The sequence below is a fragment of the Gymnodinialimonas sp. genome, assembly GCF_059726805.1.
On record NZ_AP041059.1, the window covers coordinates 2,759,422 to 2,774,730 of the forward strand.

General features: G+C 64.9%; 15 protein-coding genes. 2 read left to right on the forward strand and 13 right to left on the reverse strand.

Translation table 11 applies throughout. The annotated features are described in order from the left end of the window. Window positions 1-36: 36 nt before the first annotated feature. The gene (gene dctP / locus AC6I9R_RS13400; protein ID WP_461426067.1) at window positions 37-1,011 is read right to left on the reverse strand and encodes a TRAP transporter substrate-binding protein DctP; all 975 of its coding nucleotides are present in this window, start codon (window positions 1,009-1,011) and stop codon (window positions 37-39) included. Further along, on the reverse strand, window positions 995-2,152 hold the full coding sequence (locus tag AC6I9R_RS13405; protein WP_461426068.1) for an FAD-dependent monooxygenase: 1,158 nt from the start codon (window positions 2,150-2,152) through the stop codon (window positions 995-997). The genes dctP and AC6I9R_RS13405 overlap by 17 nt, the downstream gene beginning before the upstream one ends. 146 nt (window positions 2,153-2,298) lie before the next feature. Between AC6I9R_RS13405 and AC6I9R_RS13410 the strand changes: the two genes are divergently transcribed. Further along, window positions 2,299-3,081, forward strand: coding sequence for an IclR family transcriptional regulator (locus AC6I9R_RS13410; RefSeq protein ID WP_461426069.1), 783 nt, complete (start codon window positions 2,299-2,301; stop codon window positions 3,079-3,081). Here AC6I9R_RS13410 and AC6I9R_RS13415 read toward each other — a convergent pair. The 8 genes from AC6I9R_RS13415 to AC6I9R_RS13450 all read right to left on the reverse strand — a co-directional run bounded on the left by AC6I9R_RS13415 (window position 3,078) and on the right by AC6I9R_RS13450 (window position 12,405). Then, window positions 3,078-4,556, reverse strand: a complete 1,479-nt coding sequence (locus AC6I9R_RS13415) for an aldehyde dehydrogenase (RefSeq protein ID WP_461426070.1) — start codon at window positions 4,554-4,556, stop codon at window positions 3,078-3,080. The genes AC6I9R_RS13410 and AC6I9R_RS13415 overlap by 4 nt on opposite strands. Before the next feature lie 7 nt (window positions 4,557-4,563). Continuing rightward, complete coding sequence (locus AC6I9R_RS13420; RefSeq protein WP_461426071.1) at window positions 4,564-5,370, reverse strand: aspartate dehydrogenase; 807 nt, start codon at window positions 5,368-5,370, stop codon at window positions 4,564-4,566. Beyond that, the gene (locus AC6I9R_RS13425; RefSeq protein WP_461426072.1) at window positions 5,367-7,016 is read right to left on the reverse strand and encodes a thiamine pyrophosphate-binding protein; all 1,650 of its coding nucleotides are present in this window, start codon (window positions 7,014-7,016) and stop codon (window positions 5,367-5,369) included. The genes AC6I9R_RS13420 and AC6I9R_RS13425 overlap by 4 nt, the downstream gene beginning before the upstream one ends. 18 nt (window positions 7,017-7,034) lie before the next feature. After that, window positions 7,035-7,823 (reverse strand): SDR family oxidoreductase, encoded by a 789-nt coding sequence (locus AC6I9R_RS13430; protein ID WP_461426073.1) that lies wholly within the window; start codon window positions 7,821-7,823, stop codon window positions 7,035-7,037. A gap of 4 nt (window positions 7,824-7,827) precedes the next feature. Next, window positions 7,828-8,736 (reverse strand): VOC family protein, encoded by a 909-nt coding sequence (locus tag AC6I9R_RS13435; protein ID WP_461426074.1) that lies wholly within the window; start codon window positions 8,734-8,736, stop codon window positions 7,828-7,830. Continuing rightward, on the reverse strand, window positions 8,733-9,608 hold the full coding sequence (locus AC6I9R_RS13440) for an alpha/beta fold hydrolase (protein ID WP_461426075.1): 876 nt from the start codon (window positions 9,606-9,608) through the stop codon (window positions 8,733-8,735). Before AC6I9R_RS13440 ends, AC6I9R_RS13435 begins: the two co-directional genes overlap by 4 nt. Before the next feature lie 188 nt (window positions 9,609-9,796). Continuing rightward, window positions 9,797-10,183 (reverse strand): Cu(I)-responsive transcriptional regulator, encoded by a 387-nt coding sequence (gene cueR / locus AC6I9R_RS13445; RefSeq protein ID WP_461426076.1) that lies wholly within the window; start codon window positions 10,181-10,183, stop codon window positions 9,797-9,799. Further along, window positions 10,183-12,405, reverse strand: coding sequence for a heavy metal translocating P-type ATPase (locus tag AC6I9R_RS13450; protein ID WP_497862955.1), 2,223 nt, complete (start codon window positions 12,403-12,405; stop codon window positions 10,183-10,185). The genes cueR and AC6I9R_RS13450 overlap by 1 nt, the downstream gene beginning before the upstream one ends. On the opposite strand from AC6I9R_RS13450, the gene AC6I9R_RS13455 reads away from it, so the two are divergent. Beyond that, the gene (locus tag AC6I9R_RS13455) at window positions 12,404-12,574 is read left to right on the forward strand and encodes a hypothetical protein (protein WP_497862956.1); all 171 of its coding nucleotides are present in this window, start codon (window positions 12,404-12,406) and stop codon (window positions 12,572-12,574) included. The two genes, AC6I9R_RS13450 and AC6I9R_RS13455, sit on opposite strands and share 2 nt — an antisense overlap. Window positions 12,575-12,719: 145 nt before the next feature. On the opposite strand, the gene AC6I9R_RS13460 is transcribed toward AC6I9R_RS13455, so the two are convergent. The 3 genes from AC6I9R_RS13460 to AC6I9R_RS13470 form a co-directional block, all read right to left on the reverse strand. Next, entirely contained in the window at window positions 12,720-12,908 is a 189-nt protein-coding gene (locus tag AC6I9R_RS13460) for a hypothetical protein (protein WP_461426077.1), read from the reverse strand. Window positions 12,909-13,215: 307 nt separating this feature from the next. Next, complete coding sequence (gene kynU / locus AC6I9R_RS13465) at window positions 13,216-14,430, reverse strand: kynureninase (protein WP_461426078.1); 1,215 nt, start codon at window positions 14,428-14,430, stop codon at window positions 13,216-13,218. Continuing rightward, a complete protein-coding gene (locus AC6I9R_RS13470; protein WP_461426079.1) occupies window positions 14,427-15,248 on the reverse strand; it encodes a tryptophan 2,3-dioxygenase in 822 nt (273 codons plus the stop codon). Before AC6I9R_RS13470 ends, kynU begins: the two co-directional genes overlap by 4 nt. Window positions 15,249-15,309 lie beyond the last annotated feature (61 nt).

The following is a 15,309-nucleotide window of genomic DNA, read 5'->3' on the forward strand; positions in this document are numbered from 1 at the left end:
CGAGAGGCTCCCGGCTCCGCCGTTGGAGGGGTCGTGTTACTGGCGGTCGAGCATCCCGCGCAGCTCAGCCGCGATCTCCTCGCCCGCGTTCTCAGCCGTCACGGCCCAGGCTGCGTCCATGGCCATGGCCTCATAGGCGGCGGCCTCATCCTCGGGCAGGACAAGGAAGCCAAACCCCGCAGCCTCCTGGGCGGCACGCTCGGTCGCGATGTCCTCTTCCCAGATGTTGTCCATCCGCGGGGCGAAGTCTTCGCGCAGGAAGGTGGTGAAGCGCTCTTGCAGATCGGGCGACATCTCGTTGAACAGATCCATGTTCATCAGGACGGGGAAGCCCGCGCGGTAGACGCCGGGCTGGATCACGGTCGACACCAGCCCTTCGAACTGTGCCGCCTGACCCAGGGGGCCTTGCATGAAGCCGTCAATGGTGCCGCGCTCCAGCGCCGTGTAGATCTCTTGCATCGGCAGCACGATGGGCTCGGCGCCAAGCGCCTGGACCAGCGGCAGAAGCGCCGGGAACACGCGAATACGCTTGCCTTCAAGATCGGCCAAGCTGGTGACCTCTTCGCCCATGTAGATCTGGAAATCCAACTGCGTGGCGGGGATTTCACCAATGAACGCAAGGTCTTGCTCTGCATGCAGCTCGGTCATCCGCTCGTGGTAATCCGTCGCGGCGATCTCCTCGTAGTTCATGAACGAGAAGTTCATGGTGCCGGACGTCGGCACCAGGCCCTGATAGTAGCTGGGGCTTGTATACGTCATCCCCATGGCCCCGTTGCGCACGCCCTCAGGCTGACCGAAGGGTGGCATGACCTCGGGCCCGCCACGCCAGGTGATCTCGATCTCACCGGCAAACATCTCGTTCACTTCCTCGACGAATTGCGCGAAGGGCTGGGTGATATAGACTTGCCGAGGCGCGAGGGTGACGGCGTTGATCTCTACCGGGTCGGCAAAGGCAGGGGCGGCGGCGGCAACGCCCGCCGCAAGCAAGGCGGTGCTAAACACGTGTTTCATGGGAACTCCCGTTAGGTATGATGTCATCAAGCGGCGTGGTCCAGGCGTTGTAGCCATAGACCCAATCCGCGTTGCCGGCCTTCTTGAGCCAGTCATTGGCAAGCGAGCTTTCCTGGACCCGCGCAGTGCGGGGCTTGCGTTCCGTCTCGTACCGCGCGAGCGCGGCGGTCATGTCGTCGGTGGCGAGGCTGCGGGCGAGCACCACGGCATCCTCAATGGCCATGCAGGCGCCCTGGGCCATGAACGGCACCATCGGATGCGCCGCATCGCCCAGAAGCGTGACACGGCCCTTGGCCCATTGCGGCATCGGATCGCGCACATGCAGCGCCGAGCGTGTGACATCGTCCAACGCGTCAAGCAGTTTGCGGGCATCGGCGTGGAAATCGGCATAGGCATGGCGCAGGTCGTCGACATCGCCCGGCAGGGTCCAGCCCTCCTCGGACCAATCGTCCTGGGGCAAGGTGGCGAAAACGAAGATCTCTTTTCCTTGCGTCAGCGGGAACGTCACGATCTGCTTCTCGGACACGTCGCCCCACCATTTGGTGAAGGCATCGCCGTCGCGCAGATCAGGTGCCTTTTCCTTCGGGAACGTGCCGCGGTAGGAGACCATCCCGGTGTAGCGCGGATGATCCTCGCCCCAAAGCGCCTCGCGCACCACCGAATGGATACCATCGGCACCGATCACCAGATCGAACGCGGCGCTCGTGCCGTCAGCAAAGGTCAGCGTGGCTTGGCATCCGTCCTGATCCAGCGCGACCGCTGACATGCCAAGGCGCAACGCCCCTTCCGGCAGCTGCGCCCGAAGCGCGTCCAGCAGATCCGCGCGGTGGATGGTCAGCTGCGGGGCGCCGTACTTCTCTTCCGCCGCCGTGCTCATCGGCAGACGAGAGGTCTCTTCCCCGCTGATCCCATCTCGGCTGATGCGAAACGTCGGACGCGCCGCGCTTTCGCGCAGGTACGGCCCCACCCCAAGCTGGTCGAGGGCGAAGACCGCGTTGGGCGTCAGGTTGATATCGGCCCCAACCCGGTTAATGGCGCGGGCCTTTTCGAACACCTGCACCTTGTGACCGGCACCGTGCAGCGCGATGGCTGCGCACAGACCGCCAATTCCGCCCCCACATATGCCGATTGAAAGTGCCACGTTCTTCCCTTTGGACTTGCCAAGTGTTCTATTGTGAACTATCTGTTCAAAGATAGGTTATCACGACCTGCCCGGTCAATAGTTTTCCGCCACACGCCCGGGGATTGCAGTGATCCCTTCCGCCTTGATCGACAGGAACGATCCCCATGGACGACACGCCTTCCCAGACCAGCTATTCCGTCCCGCCGGTGGTGCGCGCGCTGAAGCTGCTGCACTACATCGGCGCGGGGGAGCGGGCGCGGAACCTGTCCATTGTCTCGCGCGATCTGGGCATCAACCGCACGACCTTGATCCGGCTGATCCACACGCTGGTCGATCACCGGATGATCGAGGAACTGCCCGACGGCGGCGGGTATCGCCTGGGCGCGGGGCTGGTGAGCCTGGGTGCGCAGGCCATTCAGGGCCGCGATATCGTGCAGTTGTGCCAGCCGATCCTGCGCGGCCTGTGCACACAGACCGGCATGTCGGCGCATCTGGGTGTGCTTGATGGGCGCGAGATCATCTATCTGGGGCGCGAGGCGCCGAACTCGCATCTGGTCAGCAATGTGCGCACCGGCTCGCGACTCTTGGCCCATGCCTCGTCGATTGGCCGCGCGATCCTGGCGGAACTGTCGGACGTGCAATTGCGGCAAGTGTTCAGCGGCGATCTGCCCGAGCAGGCGACCGAGAAGACGCCGCAGACGATTGACGCGATCATCGCTCAGGCCCACGCCGACAAGGCCGAGGGCTACGCTTGGAGCCAGGGGAATTTCGAGGCCGGCATCGGCTCCTGCGCGGCGGCGGTCTTTGATCACACGGGCCAGGTCGTGGGCGGGATCAACGTCTCTGGCCCCGAGGCGCGGTTCACCCACCGCGACCCGGCCCTGACCGAGGCCGTGACCTCCGCCGCACAAGACGCCTCGCGCGCCCTGGGATATACCCCGAGCTAGGGCCATCTTGCCCAGGGATGCGGGCGGCCCGACATTTCCTCATAGATCGACTTTTGCCGCTGATAGGCGCGCAGGCCCGCACGCCCCTTCTCGCGCCCCATGCCGCTATCGCCGTCCCCGCCAAAGGGCGTGGAGATGGAGAATTGCTTGTAGGTGTTGACCCAGACCGTTCCGGCCCGAATGGCCTTGGCAACGCGTTGGCAGCGGCGATGATCGTTGGACCAGATCCCGCAGGCTAGCCCGTAGTCATTGTCATTGCCCTGGGCGATGACATCGGCCTCATCCTCAAACGGCATCACGACAAGCACGGGGCCGAAGATCTCTTCCCGGCAGGTCTGCGCCGTGTTGGGCAGGCCCGCGATGATCGTGGGCAGGTAGTAGGCACCCGCTTTCAGGGCCGCATCCTCGGGCGCTTGGCCGCCGCACAAGATCTCTCCGCCCTCCGCCCGCGCGATGTCCACATAGCGCGCAACGCTGTCGCGATGATCGGGGTGGACCAACGAGGACACCTGCGTGGCCGCGTCGAATGGATGGCCCACGCTCAGCGCCTTTGTCGCGGTGACAAGCCTTTCCACGAAACTGCCGTAGAGGCTGCGCTGCACGAACAGGCGCGAGCCCGCGATGCAGCTTTGGCCGGACGATGAGAAGATGCCAAAGAGCACCCCCGCAATCGCCAGATCCACATCGCAATCATCGAACACGATGGTGGGCGACTTACCCCCCAGCTCCAGGGACACCGGCATCAGCTTTTCCGCAGCCGAATGGGCCAGCCTGCGTCCCGTTTCAGTGCCGCCGGTGAAGGATACTTTGGCGATGTCGGGATGTTCGACCAAGAGACTACCGACTTCCCGCCCTGACCCGGGCAGCACCGATAGCAGGCCCGACGGCAGCCCCGCCTCCTCCGCGATCCGCGCAAGCTCCAGCGCCACCAAGGGCGACCAACTGGCAGGCTTCAACAGCACCGCATTGCCTGCTGCCAGCGCTGGCGCGACCTTCTGGGCGTCCGAGGCGATGGGCGAATTCCACGGGGTGATTGCGGCGACGAGGCCGAGCGGTTCGTGGATGGACGCGGTGGTGTAGTCGCCACGCGGCACGGTCAGCAACTCGTCCGAGGTCTCGGCGACGGCGGCGAAATAGCGGAACGTGCCTGCCGCCGAGGTCGCCAGGGCCCGCGTTTCGGCCAGGGACTTGGAGGTGTCGCGGCTTTGCACCCAGGCGATGCGCTCGATATTGGCGGTGAGGCCTTCGGAGATGCGGTGTAGCACCGCCGCCCGCTCATGCGCCATCAAGGCGTCCCAGGCCGGTTGCGCGGCGCGGGCGCGCGCGATGGCCACTTCCACATCGTCGGAAGAGGCCCCGGTGATCGTCGTGTTCTCAACCCCTTCCGCCGCGAAGACAGAGGTGATCGGCGCGCCCTGCCCCTGTTGCCACTGGCCGCCCACAAAGATCAGATCATCGCGAAAGGTTTGGTCCATAGGGCCCTCAGATCGCAATCGCGGCGCGTCGGTTCAGAACGGCGCGCGCGATGCTGTAAACGGTGGAACGGGAGGTTTTGGGGTTCAGCGGCGACGGCTTGCCGACGAGTTGCACGCTGAATTCAATAGCTTGCGAGGCGACCTCAAAAGCGTGCGTGTTCTCGGACGTGCCGGGGTCCGCGACCAGGCGGACCTTCGTGGCATCCATCCCCAGGCCCGCCAACGCCAGGGTGGCGGCGACATTGGCGTTCTTGGGAAACCGCTGCGCCGCCTCCCGCGCCGAGCCTTCGAAAAAGGTGCAGGGTGTGGTCAGGCTCGCGAGATCACAGACCTCCTCAGCGGGTGTCCCCGCCCAGGCAGCGGGGGGCTTGGTGCCGGTGTAATAGACTGATTTCAGGCCCGAAAGCCGCGCCGCGCCAAGGGCATCGATCCCGCCAATCGCGCCCGAGGGCACAAGGCATTGCGCGCCTGATGCGCGCGCCGCCGCCGCCAGGTTGGCCGCAAGATCGGCCTCTGCCAGCGCGCCGACGGAGGCCACGATCAGGTCCGTTCCAGTGCTCAGCACCGTTGCGCCGTAAGACGCCACCGCGTCGTGCCCGGCGCATTCGACCACCACGTCCGGGTGCGTCGCCAAGAGGGCCGAAAGCTCTGACGTGACCGAGCCCGTCGCCCCCAACGCCTCCTGCACCGCGGCCTCGCGCCCCGGGCGCACCAGAACGGTGATCAGCTCCGGCGGGTCTTCGGCGCGCAGGATATCGATCAGGTCGCGGGCAATCGCGCCAAAGCCGATGATCGCCACATGGCCCAGGCTCATGTCTTCCCCCCCGCCGCCCCGGCGGGCGGCCCGGCAAAGGACTCGGCGAAGGGACCGATGGCGATCATGTCGACCTCCACCACCACGGGGCCGGTCTGGCCCAGGGTCGCGTCGAGGGCTCCCGGGAAATCCTCTATCTCAGAGACCTTCACGTGGGGCATGTCGATGGATTGGCAGAGCAGCCCGAAGTCCGGCGTTTTCAGCTTCGAGTAGTGCCGCCGCCCGTCGTATTGGGCGTCCTGAATGTTCTCGATCACGCCGTAGGCCGCGTCGTTCATCAGCACGAAGGTAATCGGCAGGTCCGCGTCGACCGCCGTGATCAGCTCGGCAATGCCAAGCTGCGCGCCGCCGTCGCCGACAAGCGCGATGGTCCGCGCCTCAGACCCCGCCGCCGCGCCGATGGCCATGGCAATGCCCTGCCCGATGCCGCCGCCAAGCGCGTGGACACCCAAATGCGGCGCCGCGACCTGAACATAACGGTTGCCGAAAGTGGAATTCGAGATCGTCACATCGCGCACCCAGGGGTGCTTACCCTCGGGCACGCGGGCTAGCAAATGATCGGCCACGACCTGGTACGGCCCGAGGCGCGAGCGCAACGCGCCCTCGGATTTCGCGCGGGCCACGGCGATGTCGTAGTGCAGTTGCGGATCGGTGTTGAGCGTTTCCGGCAAACGGTCGAGCAGGCCGCGCAGGCTTGTCGCCGCGTCGCCGCAGATGAAGCCATCCACCGGATAGTTGCGCCCGCCCTGGGTCGGCTCCACATCGATCTGGAACAGCGGACGCGGCAGGGGCATCTTGTTGTTGCGCGTCTCGTTGCCCCGCAGGCGGGAGCCCACCACAAGCATCAGGTCACAGCTTTGGTAAAGGGCCTCGGCCTCAGGCGTCATGTTGAAGGCACCCAACGTGCCCTTGTGGCTTTCCGGCACGACCGCGCGACCTTGGGTCGAGCTGACCGCCCCAAAGCCACGCTCCACCAGTTCCAGCGCCTCGGCCCCTGGCCCGCGCGCCCCGCCGCCGAGCCAGATCATCGGGCGTTTGGCGGCTTTCACCTTTTCGGCCAGCGCCTCCAGCGCCGCGTCTTCAACCGGCGGCAAGGCGGGTTTTGGGGGCGTCAGGGCCATGCCCGGCACGGCAGGCACGCGTTGCACGTCAACGGGGATCTCTAGGGAGACAGGCCCTGTGGGCGGGGTCATCGCAACGCGGATGGCTGCGGACAACGTGCCCAGAACCCCCATCTCATCCCAGATGCGGAACACGGCCTTGGAGACGCCGCGCAACATCTCGGGCTGTTTGGGCACATCGTGGATGGCCGCGCGGTCGCGGTCCATGTAGGGGCGGTCGATCTGCGTCGTCAAATGCAGCACGCGGCTACCCGCCGTCAGCGCCTCGGCCTGGGCACCTGCCGCATTGCCCGCCGCTGTGCCGGTGGAGGTCAGCGCTACGCCCAACTGCCCGGACACGCGGCTGAAAGCGTCAGCCATATTCATCGCCCCCGCCTCACCGCGGGCCGGGATGAAGCGGATGCGCCCCTGTTCAGCCACCGCGTCCAGGATCGGCATATTGTGGATCGAGATCACCCCGAACATCGTGGTGACGCCCGCATCGGCGAGGGCTTCCGCGATCTGATGGCCTACAGTTTGGGACATGGCGTGGTCTTTCTGTAATCAGGCAAAGCGCGACACCCCGCCCGAGATTTCAAGCTTGGCCCCGGTGATGTAGCCGGCAGCGGGGGAGGCCAGGAAGGCGATGGCGCGGGCGGGCTCATCCGGGGTGCCAAGGCGCCCGAGCGGGATCTTTTTGGTTTTCGCCAGGGCCGCAAACCAGTCTTCGCGGCTTTGCGAGCGGTCTTCGCGCGCCTCGAACCGGCGCTGCCATTGGGCGCTGTCCACCAGACCCAGAAGGATCGAGTTCACCCGGATATCCGGCGCCAGTTCCGTGGCCAGCGATTTCAGCAGGTTCTGCACACCCGCCCTTGCGGCAGAGGTGCAGACCATATGCGGCTCGGGCTGAAGCGCCAGAAGCGAGTTGACGGCAACGACGGCGCCCCGGCTTTTGCGCAACATCGCCTCGAACGCGCGGATCGGGTGCAATTGACTGAAGAACTTCAACTCCAACTCATCGCGCCAATCACTGTCGCTGGTGTTGGCATAGGTCGAGACGCGGCCCTGCCCCGCGTTGGTCACAAGCGCGTCGCAGCCGCCGAAGACGTCTTGCACCTCTGCCGCGAAGCGCTGAACAGCGTCTGGATCAAGGACGGAAAACGCGCCGCCCAGAACGCGGTCCGCGCCAAACTCGGCGGATTGCTCGGCCAACACGGCGTCCAACCGCTCCGCCCCCCGCGCACAAAACGCAACCCGCGCGCCGTCCGCCAGCAACAGGCGCACCGTCGCCAATCCGATGCCAGAGGTGCCACCGGTCACGACGACTACGCGATCTGCCAGGCCCAGATCCATCCCCTCACCCCGCCTTCGGAAAGCCGGGATCGGGCCGCCCGGCCATGACCGCGCGCTGCGCGGGTGTGGGCGGGCCAGCCGTCATCCACTGGTCCATCGCCTCGGGGTCCGTACGCGACCAGACCTTGGGCTCGTGGGTTTCCTCATCGATCTGCTGCACCTCGGACGTGAACTCGATCACGAACCCCGACGGCGAGACGAAATAGGCGAACGGGTTGTTCCCCGGCCCATGCCGCCCCGGCCCCCAGCTTGGCACCTGGCCTTTCTGCTTCATCCGGCCAATCCCGCGCATGAAACTGTCGATGCCCGGCATCTCGAACGCGACATGGTTGATGGAGGGGTACTGCGCGCGCACCAGGGCAATGGCGTGGTGATCACTGCCGATGCGCAGGAACACCATCTGGTCGGCGGAATAGTCACTGGTGCGGAACCCGAGCATCTCCTCGTACCACTTCTGCACGCCGTCCATGTCGGGTGAGTTCAGCACTACGTGGCTGATCTTGCGCGGATAGGCGTGGGTGTCATCGGCCGCGCGCAAGGGCACATCGGCGGTGATGCGCAGGCGGCGGGCGTCTGGGTCGACCACCTCGAACCCGTAGCCGCCGAAGGGGCCGTCATATTCGCAAGGCGCGCCGCGCAGGTCCGCGCCTTTGGCCGCTAGCTGCTGGTAGAGCGTATCGACGCCCGCGCGGTCCGGCATGCCGAAATGGATGTACTCGATGCCGTATGTGGCATCGTCCTTCAGGCCGTAGATGAACGGCTGATCGCCGGTGCCCCGCAGATAGGTGACGCCGTCAGCCTCTTCGGCCACATGCAGCCCCCATTGATCGGTGTAGAACGGCGTGGTCGCCGTGATGCCGGGCGCGCGCATCACGATCCCGCGCAGGTGGTTCAGGCGGAGGTCTTCGGTCATCTCAAACTCCCTTCAGGGCTGCGGGCTGCTGCTGTCGCCATGTGGTCCATTAAGGCGGTGCAGAAAGCGTCGGGGCGTTGCAGGTAGACGGCATGGCCCGCCTGCTCGATTTCAGTGATCGTCGGGCGCGTGCCATGGGCGGCTTCCCAGGCGCGAGCGGCGCTCAGCGTCTGTGGCATCGGTGTCACGCGGTCCATCATGCCGATGATGAAGCCGGGCCGATGGGGCACATGGGCCAAATCGCCGGGCAGATCGCCCGAGGCCAGCATGCGAACCGCCTGTTTGTAGCCATCGGGGTTCACCTGCTCCATCGCCGCCTCGACCCTTGCCACGATTTTCGGGTTCTGCGCCGGGTCGTGGACCAGATTGGCCGCGCGGGCCTTGGCAAATTCGGTCGGGCCAAGTCGTGCCAGATCCTCCAACCGCGCCGCAACGCCGGTCGGCAGCTCCCCGTCGCGCGGCACGCCATAGCCGTTGGCAGCAGCGGCCAGGGTGAGGCTGTGCAAGCGATCCGGGTGTTGACGCGCAAAGGCGGCGGCGATCAGCGTGCCGAGGGAATGGCCAACAAGGTGCACCGCGCCATGGGTCTGGCGATCAAGAAACCGCGCAAGTACGACGGCGTAATCGGCGGCGAGCGGCCAATCCTTATCCAGGGGTTTTGATCCGCCATACCCCGGCGCGTTCCACGCCAGCAGGTTCCAATCGCCAGGCAGGATTTTGAACAGAGGCTCGAACGAGGCCGCGTTGGAGCCGATGCCGTGAAGGAACACCACCACAGGCCCCGGCCCGGGGCGCGCGAGGTAAGAGATCTCGCCAGATGACTGGAGCATCGGCTCTGTCATCGCAGCATCGGCCTTAGCGGAGATCGGCACATTGACGTGTTCCTACAGCTCGTGTCTCAGGGGTCGTTCGAACAGCGTATAGTTCAATAATGAACATCTTGTTCAAAAAGACTGCAGCCATTGTGCGTCCCTGTCAAGGCTCTAGCCTGATTGCCCACGCCCCGGCTTGGCGGGAGGCACGCGCACCGATCGAAACTACCGCTAGGCAGTTAACGCAGTTAACCTTCTGCCAGGGACGCAAGAATGGGGCAGTCCGGCCGGGCGTCACCGGTGCAGGTCTCCACCAAATGAGACAGGGTCGCGCGCATGTCCGTGAGCGCGTCGATCTTGGCGTCGATCTCGGCCAAATGCGTTTGCGCCACCGCCTTCACCTCAGCGCTGGAGCGGCCCACATCCTCATAAAGTGCCAACAGCACGCGGCAATCGGCAATCGAAAACCCCAGCGCCCGCGCCCGGCCCAGAAACGCCAGCTTGTGCAGGTCCTGAGCACTGAAATCGCGATAGCCATTGGCACCGCGCGCGGGATGGATCAACCCGATTTCCTCGTAATACCGAATGGTCTTGGCGGGCAGTCCGGCGGCCTTCGCGACATCCTTGATGTTCATCAGGTGCCCATCCGCTTCAGACGCAACGCATTGCCAAGGACCGAAACGCTCGACAGCGCCATCGCGCCTGCCGCAAACGCTGGCGACAACAAAAGGCCCGTCGCCGGAAACAGCACCCCCGCTGCCACGGGGATCAGCGCGGTGTTGTAGGCAAACGCCCACCCCAGGTTTTGGCGGATGTTGGTCATCGTCGCGCGCGAGGCCTCGACCGCCGTCGCCACTCCGTTCAGATCGCCGGACATCAGCACCACATCGGCGTTTTCAATCGCCACATCCGTGCCCGTGCCAATCGCGATGCCAACGTCCGCCTGCGCCAGCGCGGGCGCGTCGTTGATCCCGTCGCCGACAAAGGCCACCGCGCCGTGACGGCGCAAGTCGTTAACGGCGTTAACCTTCCCGTCGGGCAAGACTTCGGCCACGACCTCATCGATCCCAACCTGCGCCGCAATGGCCTTGGCCGAGGCGTCTTTGTCACCGGTGATCATCGCCACCCGCAACCCCTGGGCGCGCAACGCCGCGACCGCTGCCGCGCTCGACGGTTTCACCCGGTCCGCGACCGCAATCATCGCCGCCAGCGCGCCGTCGACGGCGACAAACACCACCGACTCCCCGCGCGCCGTATGCTGCGCTTCCGCCTCGGCGAAGGGCGCCGTATCGATCCCTTCCTCCGCCAGGAACCTGTCCGAGCCGACGGCCACGCGCGCCAGGCCCACCTGCGCCCGAATGCCCTTGCCCGGCAGCACCTCCACCTCATTGGCGCTGAAAACGCCCTTCGCCGCGCGCACGATGGCGCTGGCAATCGGATGCTCGGACGAAGCCTCTGCCGCTGCTGCCAGGGCCAGCACCGCCTCGCGCGTGAAGCCTTCGGTCAGCACCACATCCACGACGTCGGGTCGCCCCTCCGTCACCGTGCCGGTCTTGTCCAAGGCGACGACAGCCACAGAGCTAAGCCCCTGCAACGCATCGCCTTTTCGGAACAGAACACCCAGTTCCGCCGCCCGCCCCGTGCCCACCATGATCGAGGTCGGCGTCGCCAGACCCATCGCGCAGGGACAGGCGATGATCAGAACGCTGACCCCCGCAACCAGCGCATAAGTCACCACGGGGTCGGGGCCGAAAATCAGCCAAATCACCACGGTCAGCGCCGCCACGGCCATCACGGCGGGGACGAAATACATCGTCACCCGGTCCACCAGCGCCTGGATCGGCAGCTTCGCACCCTGGGCCTCCTGCACCATACGGATGATCTGCGACAACGTTGTGTCCGCGCCCACGCGAGCGACGCGGATCTGCAACGCGCCCGCCCCGTTAACCGTGCCGCCGGTGACCTTGTCCCCCTCTGATTTCTCAACAGGAACAGGCTCGCCCGTGATCATCGCCTCATCCACGAAGGACGTGCCCTGGGTCACCTCTCCATCCACCGGCACCCGCTCGCCGGGGCGCAGAACGACGATGTCTCCGACCTGCAGCGCATCGATGTCGACGTCCTGCGTCGCGCCGTCGCGCAACACCCGCGCCTCTCGCACCTGCAAGCCCACAAGCGCCCGGATCGCCGCGCCGGTGCGGCCCTTGGCGCGGGCCTCTAACGCGCGGCCCAAGAGGATGAGCGTGACGATGACGGCGGCGGCCTCAAAGTAGACGGCGCGCGAAGCGGCGGGCAGCAACGACGGCGCGAATGTCGCGACGGTGGAGTACCCGAACGCCGCCCCCGTCCCCAGCGCCACCAGGCTGTTCATGTCCGGCGCGCCTTTCAGCAGCGCAGGCACGCCCAGGCGGTAGAACACGTTTCCCGGCCCCACCAGCACCAGCGCCGTCAAGGTAAACTGTGTTAACCAAGAGCCCTGCTGGCCGATGCTCGTGGCAATCGCGTGGTGGATCGCGGGCACCATATGGGCGCCCATTTCCAACACGAACACCGGCAGGGTAAGCGCGAGCGCAATCCACATCGCCTTGAATGCCTGGTGTGCTTCCTCTGTCTTGTCCGGCAGCGGCGCGGCGGCATCGACGATCACCTGCGCCGGATAGCCCGCGTCGGTCGAGGCACTTGCCAAGGCCTCCGCGCTTACATCGGCCGCATCAAAGGTCACCTGCGCCGTCTCGGACGCGAGATTGACCGCAACCGCGCCGACGCCCGGCACGGCGGCCAAGGCACGCTCCACCCGCCCCACGCAGGACGCGCAGTTGAGGCCTTGGACGGACAAGCTGACAGAAGTGGCGGACATGGCAGAATCCTTAACGCGGTTAAGTCTTCTTACACCTTCCAGTGACTGGAAGCTCAAGCCCCTTTCGGTCGCCAGCGGCGCGGCAAGAATTCGCAGATCCGCATGGGTGCCCACGGCCCGCGCCGAACTGGCAATCGCGGTGCGGGCCGCGTACTTCGGCGTGCCGTGACGCACATCGAAGGCGTTAGGCACCGCCTCAACCTTCGGCCCTCAATCCAGTAGGGAATGACGCCCGATAAAAGCGCCTGTAGGCGAAGCTCTGCGCAAGTCTTGCGCGGTCGAAACGCCTTCAACCGCGGCGCTGGCGCCATGGGCTACTGCGCCCGCGCGCGCCATTCCTGCCAACGGATCAGAGCGTCAACGCTGAAATCTCGAACAGGTTGCGGCGGCACCCGAGCGGGCGCCGCTTCCGCCGCGAAATGGCCGGTTGTGTCCCAGGTTTGACCAAAAGCCATCTCTGCCGCCGCGATCCCGGTCAGCGTCCCGTGCGTAGTGCCGCGCAAAGGCCTGTGAAACCGGCACCTAATCATACAATATCTGCAATTAAATCAAGTCCTAAGTCGCCACACTTAAAGTGATGGTTTAAGAGCTTAAGTCACGCCCCCGAACCCCGGTATCGCGGCAATCTCAGTGCAGCAAGGCGCGTCAATACAAGACGTCACTTTGCGCGGCAGCGGCAGTTACAGCAGTTTCGAAACAGGTCCGTTTAACGAGTCCATCCTTCGCCTTGCGGTCGACATTGAAAACTACCGTAATCACTCCCCTGTCTTGCGACGTTCACGAAACGATCAATCAAGTTCCCTACGAAACCTAAGTGACCCGCTGACGGGTCGTGTATTCAGGTCGGTCCCAGAGACGATCGCGCAATATTTCCGACATGATCGCAACCGCTTGCGAGATATCCGCTGAATCCAGATAGAGCGGCGTGAACCCAAATCGCATGATGTCAGGGGCGCGGAAATCACCGATGACACCGCGAGCGATCAGGGCCTGCATGGCGGCATAGCCATGCTCGAAGTGAAACGAAACCTGGCTGCCGCGCGCCGCCGCGTCGCGGGGGCTGGCGAGGGCCAGTTGGGGACAGGTCGCCTCCACCTCGGTGATGAACTGCTCAGACAGCGCGATCGAGGCCGCGCGGATGTCTTGCATGTCAACGCCGTCCCACACGCGCAGGGCATGTTCCAAGGCGGTCAGCTGAATGACCGGCGGCGTGCCCACGCGCATCCGCTCAATGCCCGCACCGGGACGATAGTCGAGGTCAAACGCGAAGGGCGCTTCGTGCCCCAACCATCCCGCCAGCGCCGGGTTAACGGCGTTAACGATATCGGGACGGACATAGATGAACGCGGGCGCCCCTGGCCCGCCGTTGAGATACTTATAGGTACAACCCACCGCGAACTCGGCACCCGAACCGGCGATATCCACGGGAATGGCCCCGGCGGAATGGGCGAGATCCCAGATCATCACGGCACCCGCCGCCTGCGCCTCGGCGGTGATCGCGTCCATGTCGTGGACGCGACCGGTGCGGTAATCGACTTGCGTAATCATGACGGCCGCGACGGTGTCGTCAATCGCCCCGGCCACATCCTCTGGCGCAACGACCCGTAGCTCGTGTCCCTGGGACAGCTGCCGGATCAAACCGTCGGCCATATAAAGATCCGTGGGGAAATTACCGCTGTCCGACAGAACAACCTTGCGCTCCGGACGCATCTGAAGCGCTGCCGACAACGCCTGATACACCTTCAACGACAGGGTATCGCCCATCACGACCGAGCCCGCCGGCGCCCCGATCAGCCGCCCGACCCTATCGCCCACACGCGACGGCTGCGCCATCCAGCCATCGACGTTCCAACCCTTGATCAGATGCGCGCCCCATTGGTCGCGCATCATGCCCGATACCACCTCTGTCACGCCCACCGGCAACGGCCCCAGCGAGTTGCCGTCGAGGTAAATTACCCCCTCGGGCAACACGAATTTCTCCTTCATCGGCAAAACCGCCCCGGCCAATTCGTTAACAGCGTTCATAATTGCCCCCTTACGTTCCACAACTCCGGGAACAGTTCCACTTCCAGCATCCGGCGCAAGTAGGCCACGCCTGAAGTACCGCCAGTGCCGCGCTTGAAGCCGATCACGCGCTCTACCGTGGTGACGTGGTTGAAGCGCCAACGGCGAAAGTAATCCTCCAGATCGACCAGCTTTTCGGCCAATTCATAAAGCGTCCAATAGGCCTCTGGCGCGCGGTAGACCTGCGCCCAGGCGTCCTCAATCTCGGCCCGCGCCGCATGGGGCGCGTCCAAGGCACTCGGTGGTAAATCAACACCCAACGCATCCCCCAACCGCACAATCGCCACGTCATAGAGCGAGGGCTGCGTCAGCTCATGCGACAGCATCTTGTGCAGGTCCTCGCGGTGTTCATGAACCCTCATCATCGCCGTGTTGCGGTTGCCCAGGATGTATTCGATCAACCGATACTGGTGCGATTGAAAGCCACTGGACTGGCCCAGATCCTCACGAAACTCGGTGTATTCCGACGGCGTCATCGTACGCAGCACGTCCCAAGCGTTGTTAAGCTGCTCAAAAATCCGCGCCACGCGGGTCAACATCTTGAAAACGGGTGGAAAATCACCGTCTGAAAGCGCTGTACGTGCCGCGTCCAGCTCGTGCAGGGCCAGGCGCATCCATAACTCGGACGTCTGGTGCTGGATGATGAACAGCATCTCGTCATGGGCAGTGGACAGCGGCTTGGAGGCGCCCAGGATCGGATCCAAAGCCAGGTAATCGCCGTAGCTCATCGCGTCCTTGAACGACATCCGCGCGCCGTCCTGTTCCGGGTTTTCAGCCATCCCGACCGGCTTCCACAACGGCGACCCTCACCATTTTCAGCGCTCCCCCTGCTTCATCTTG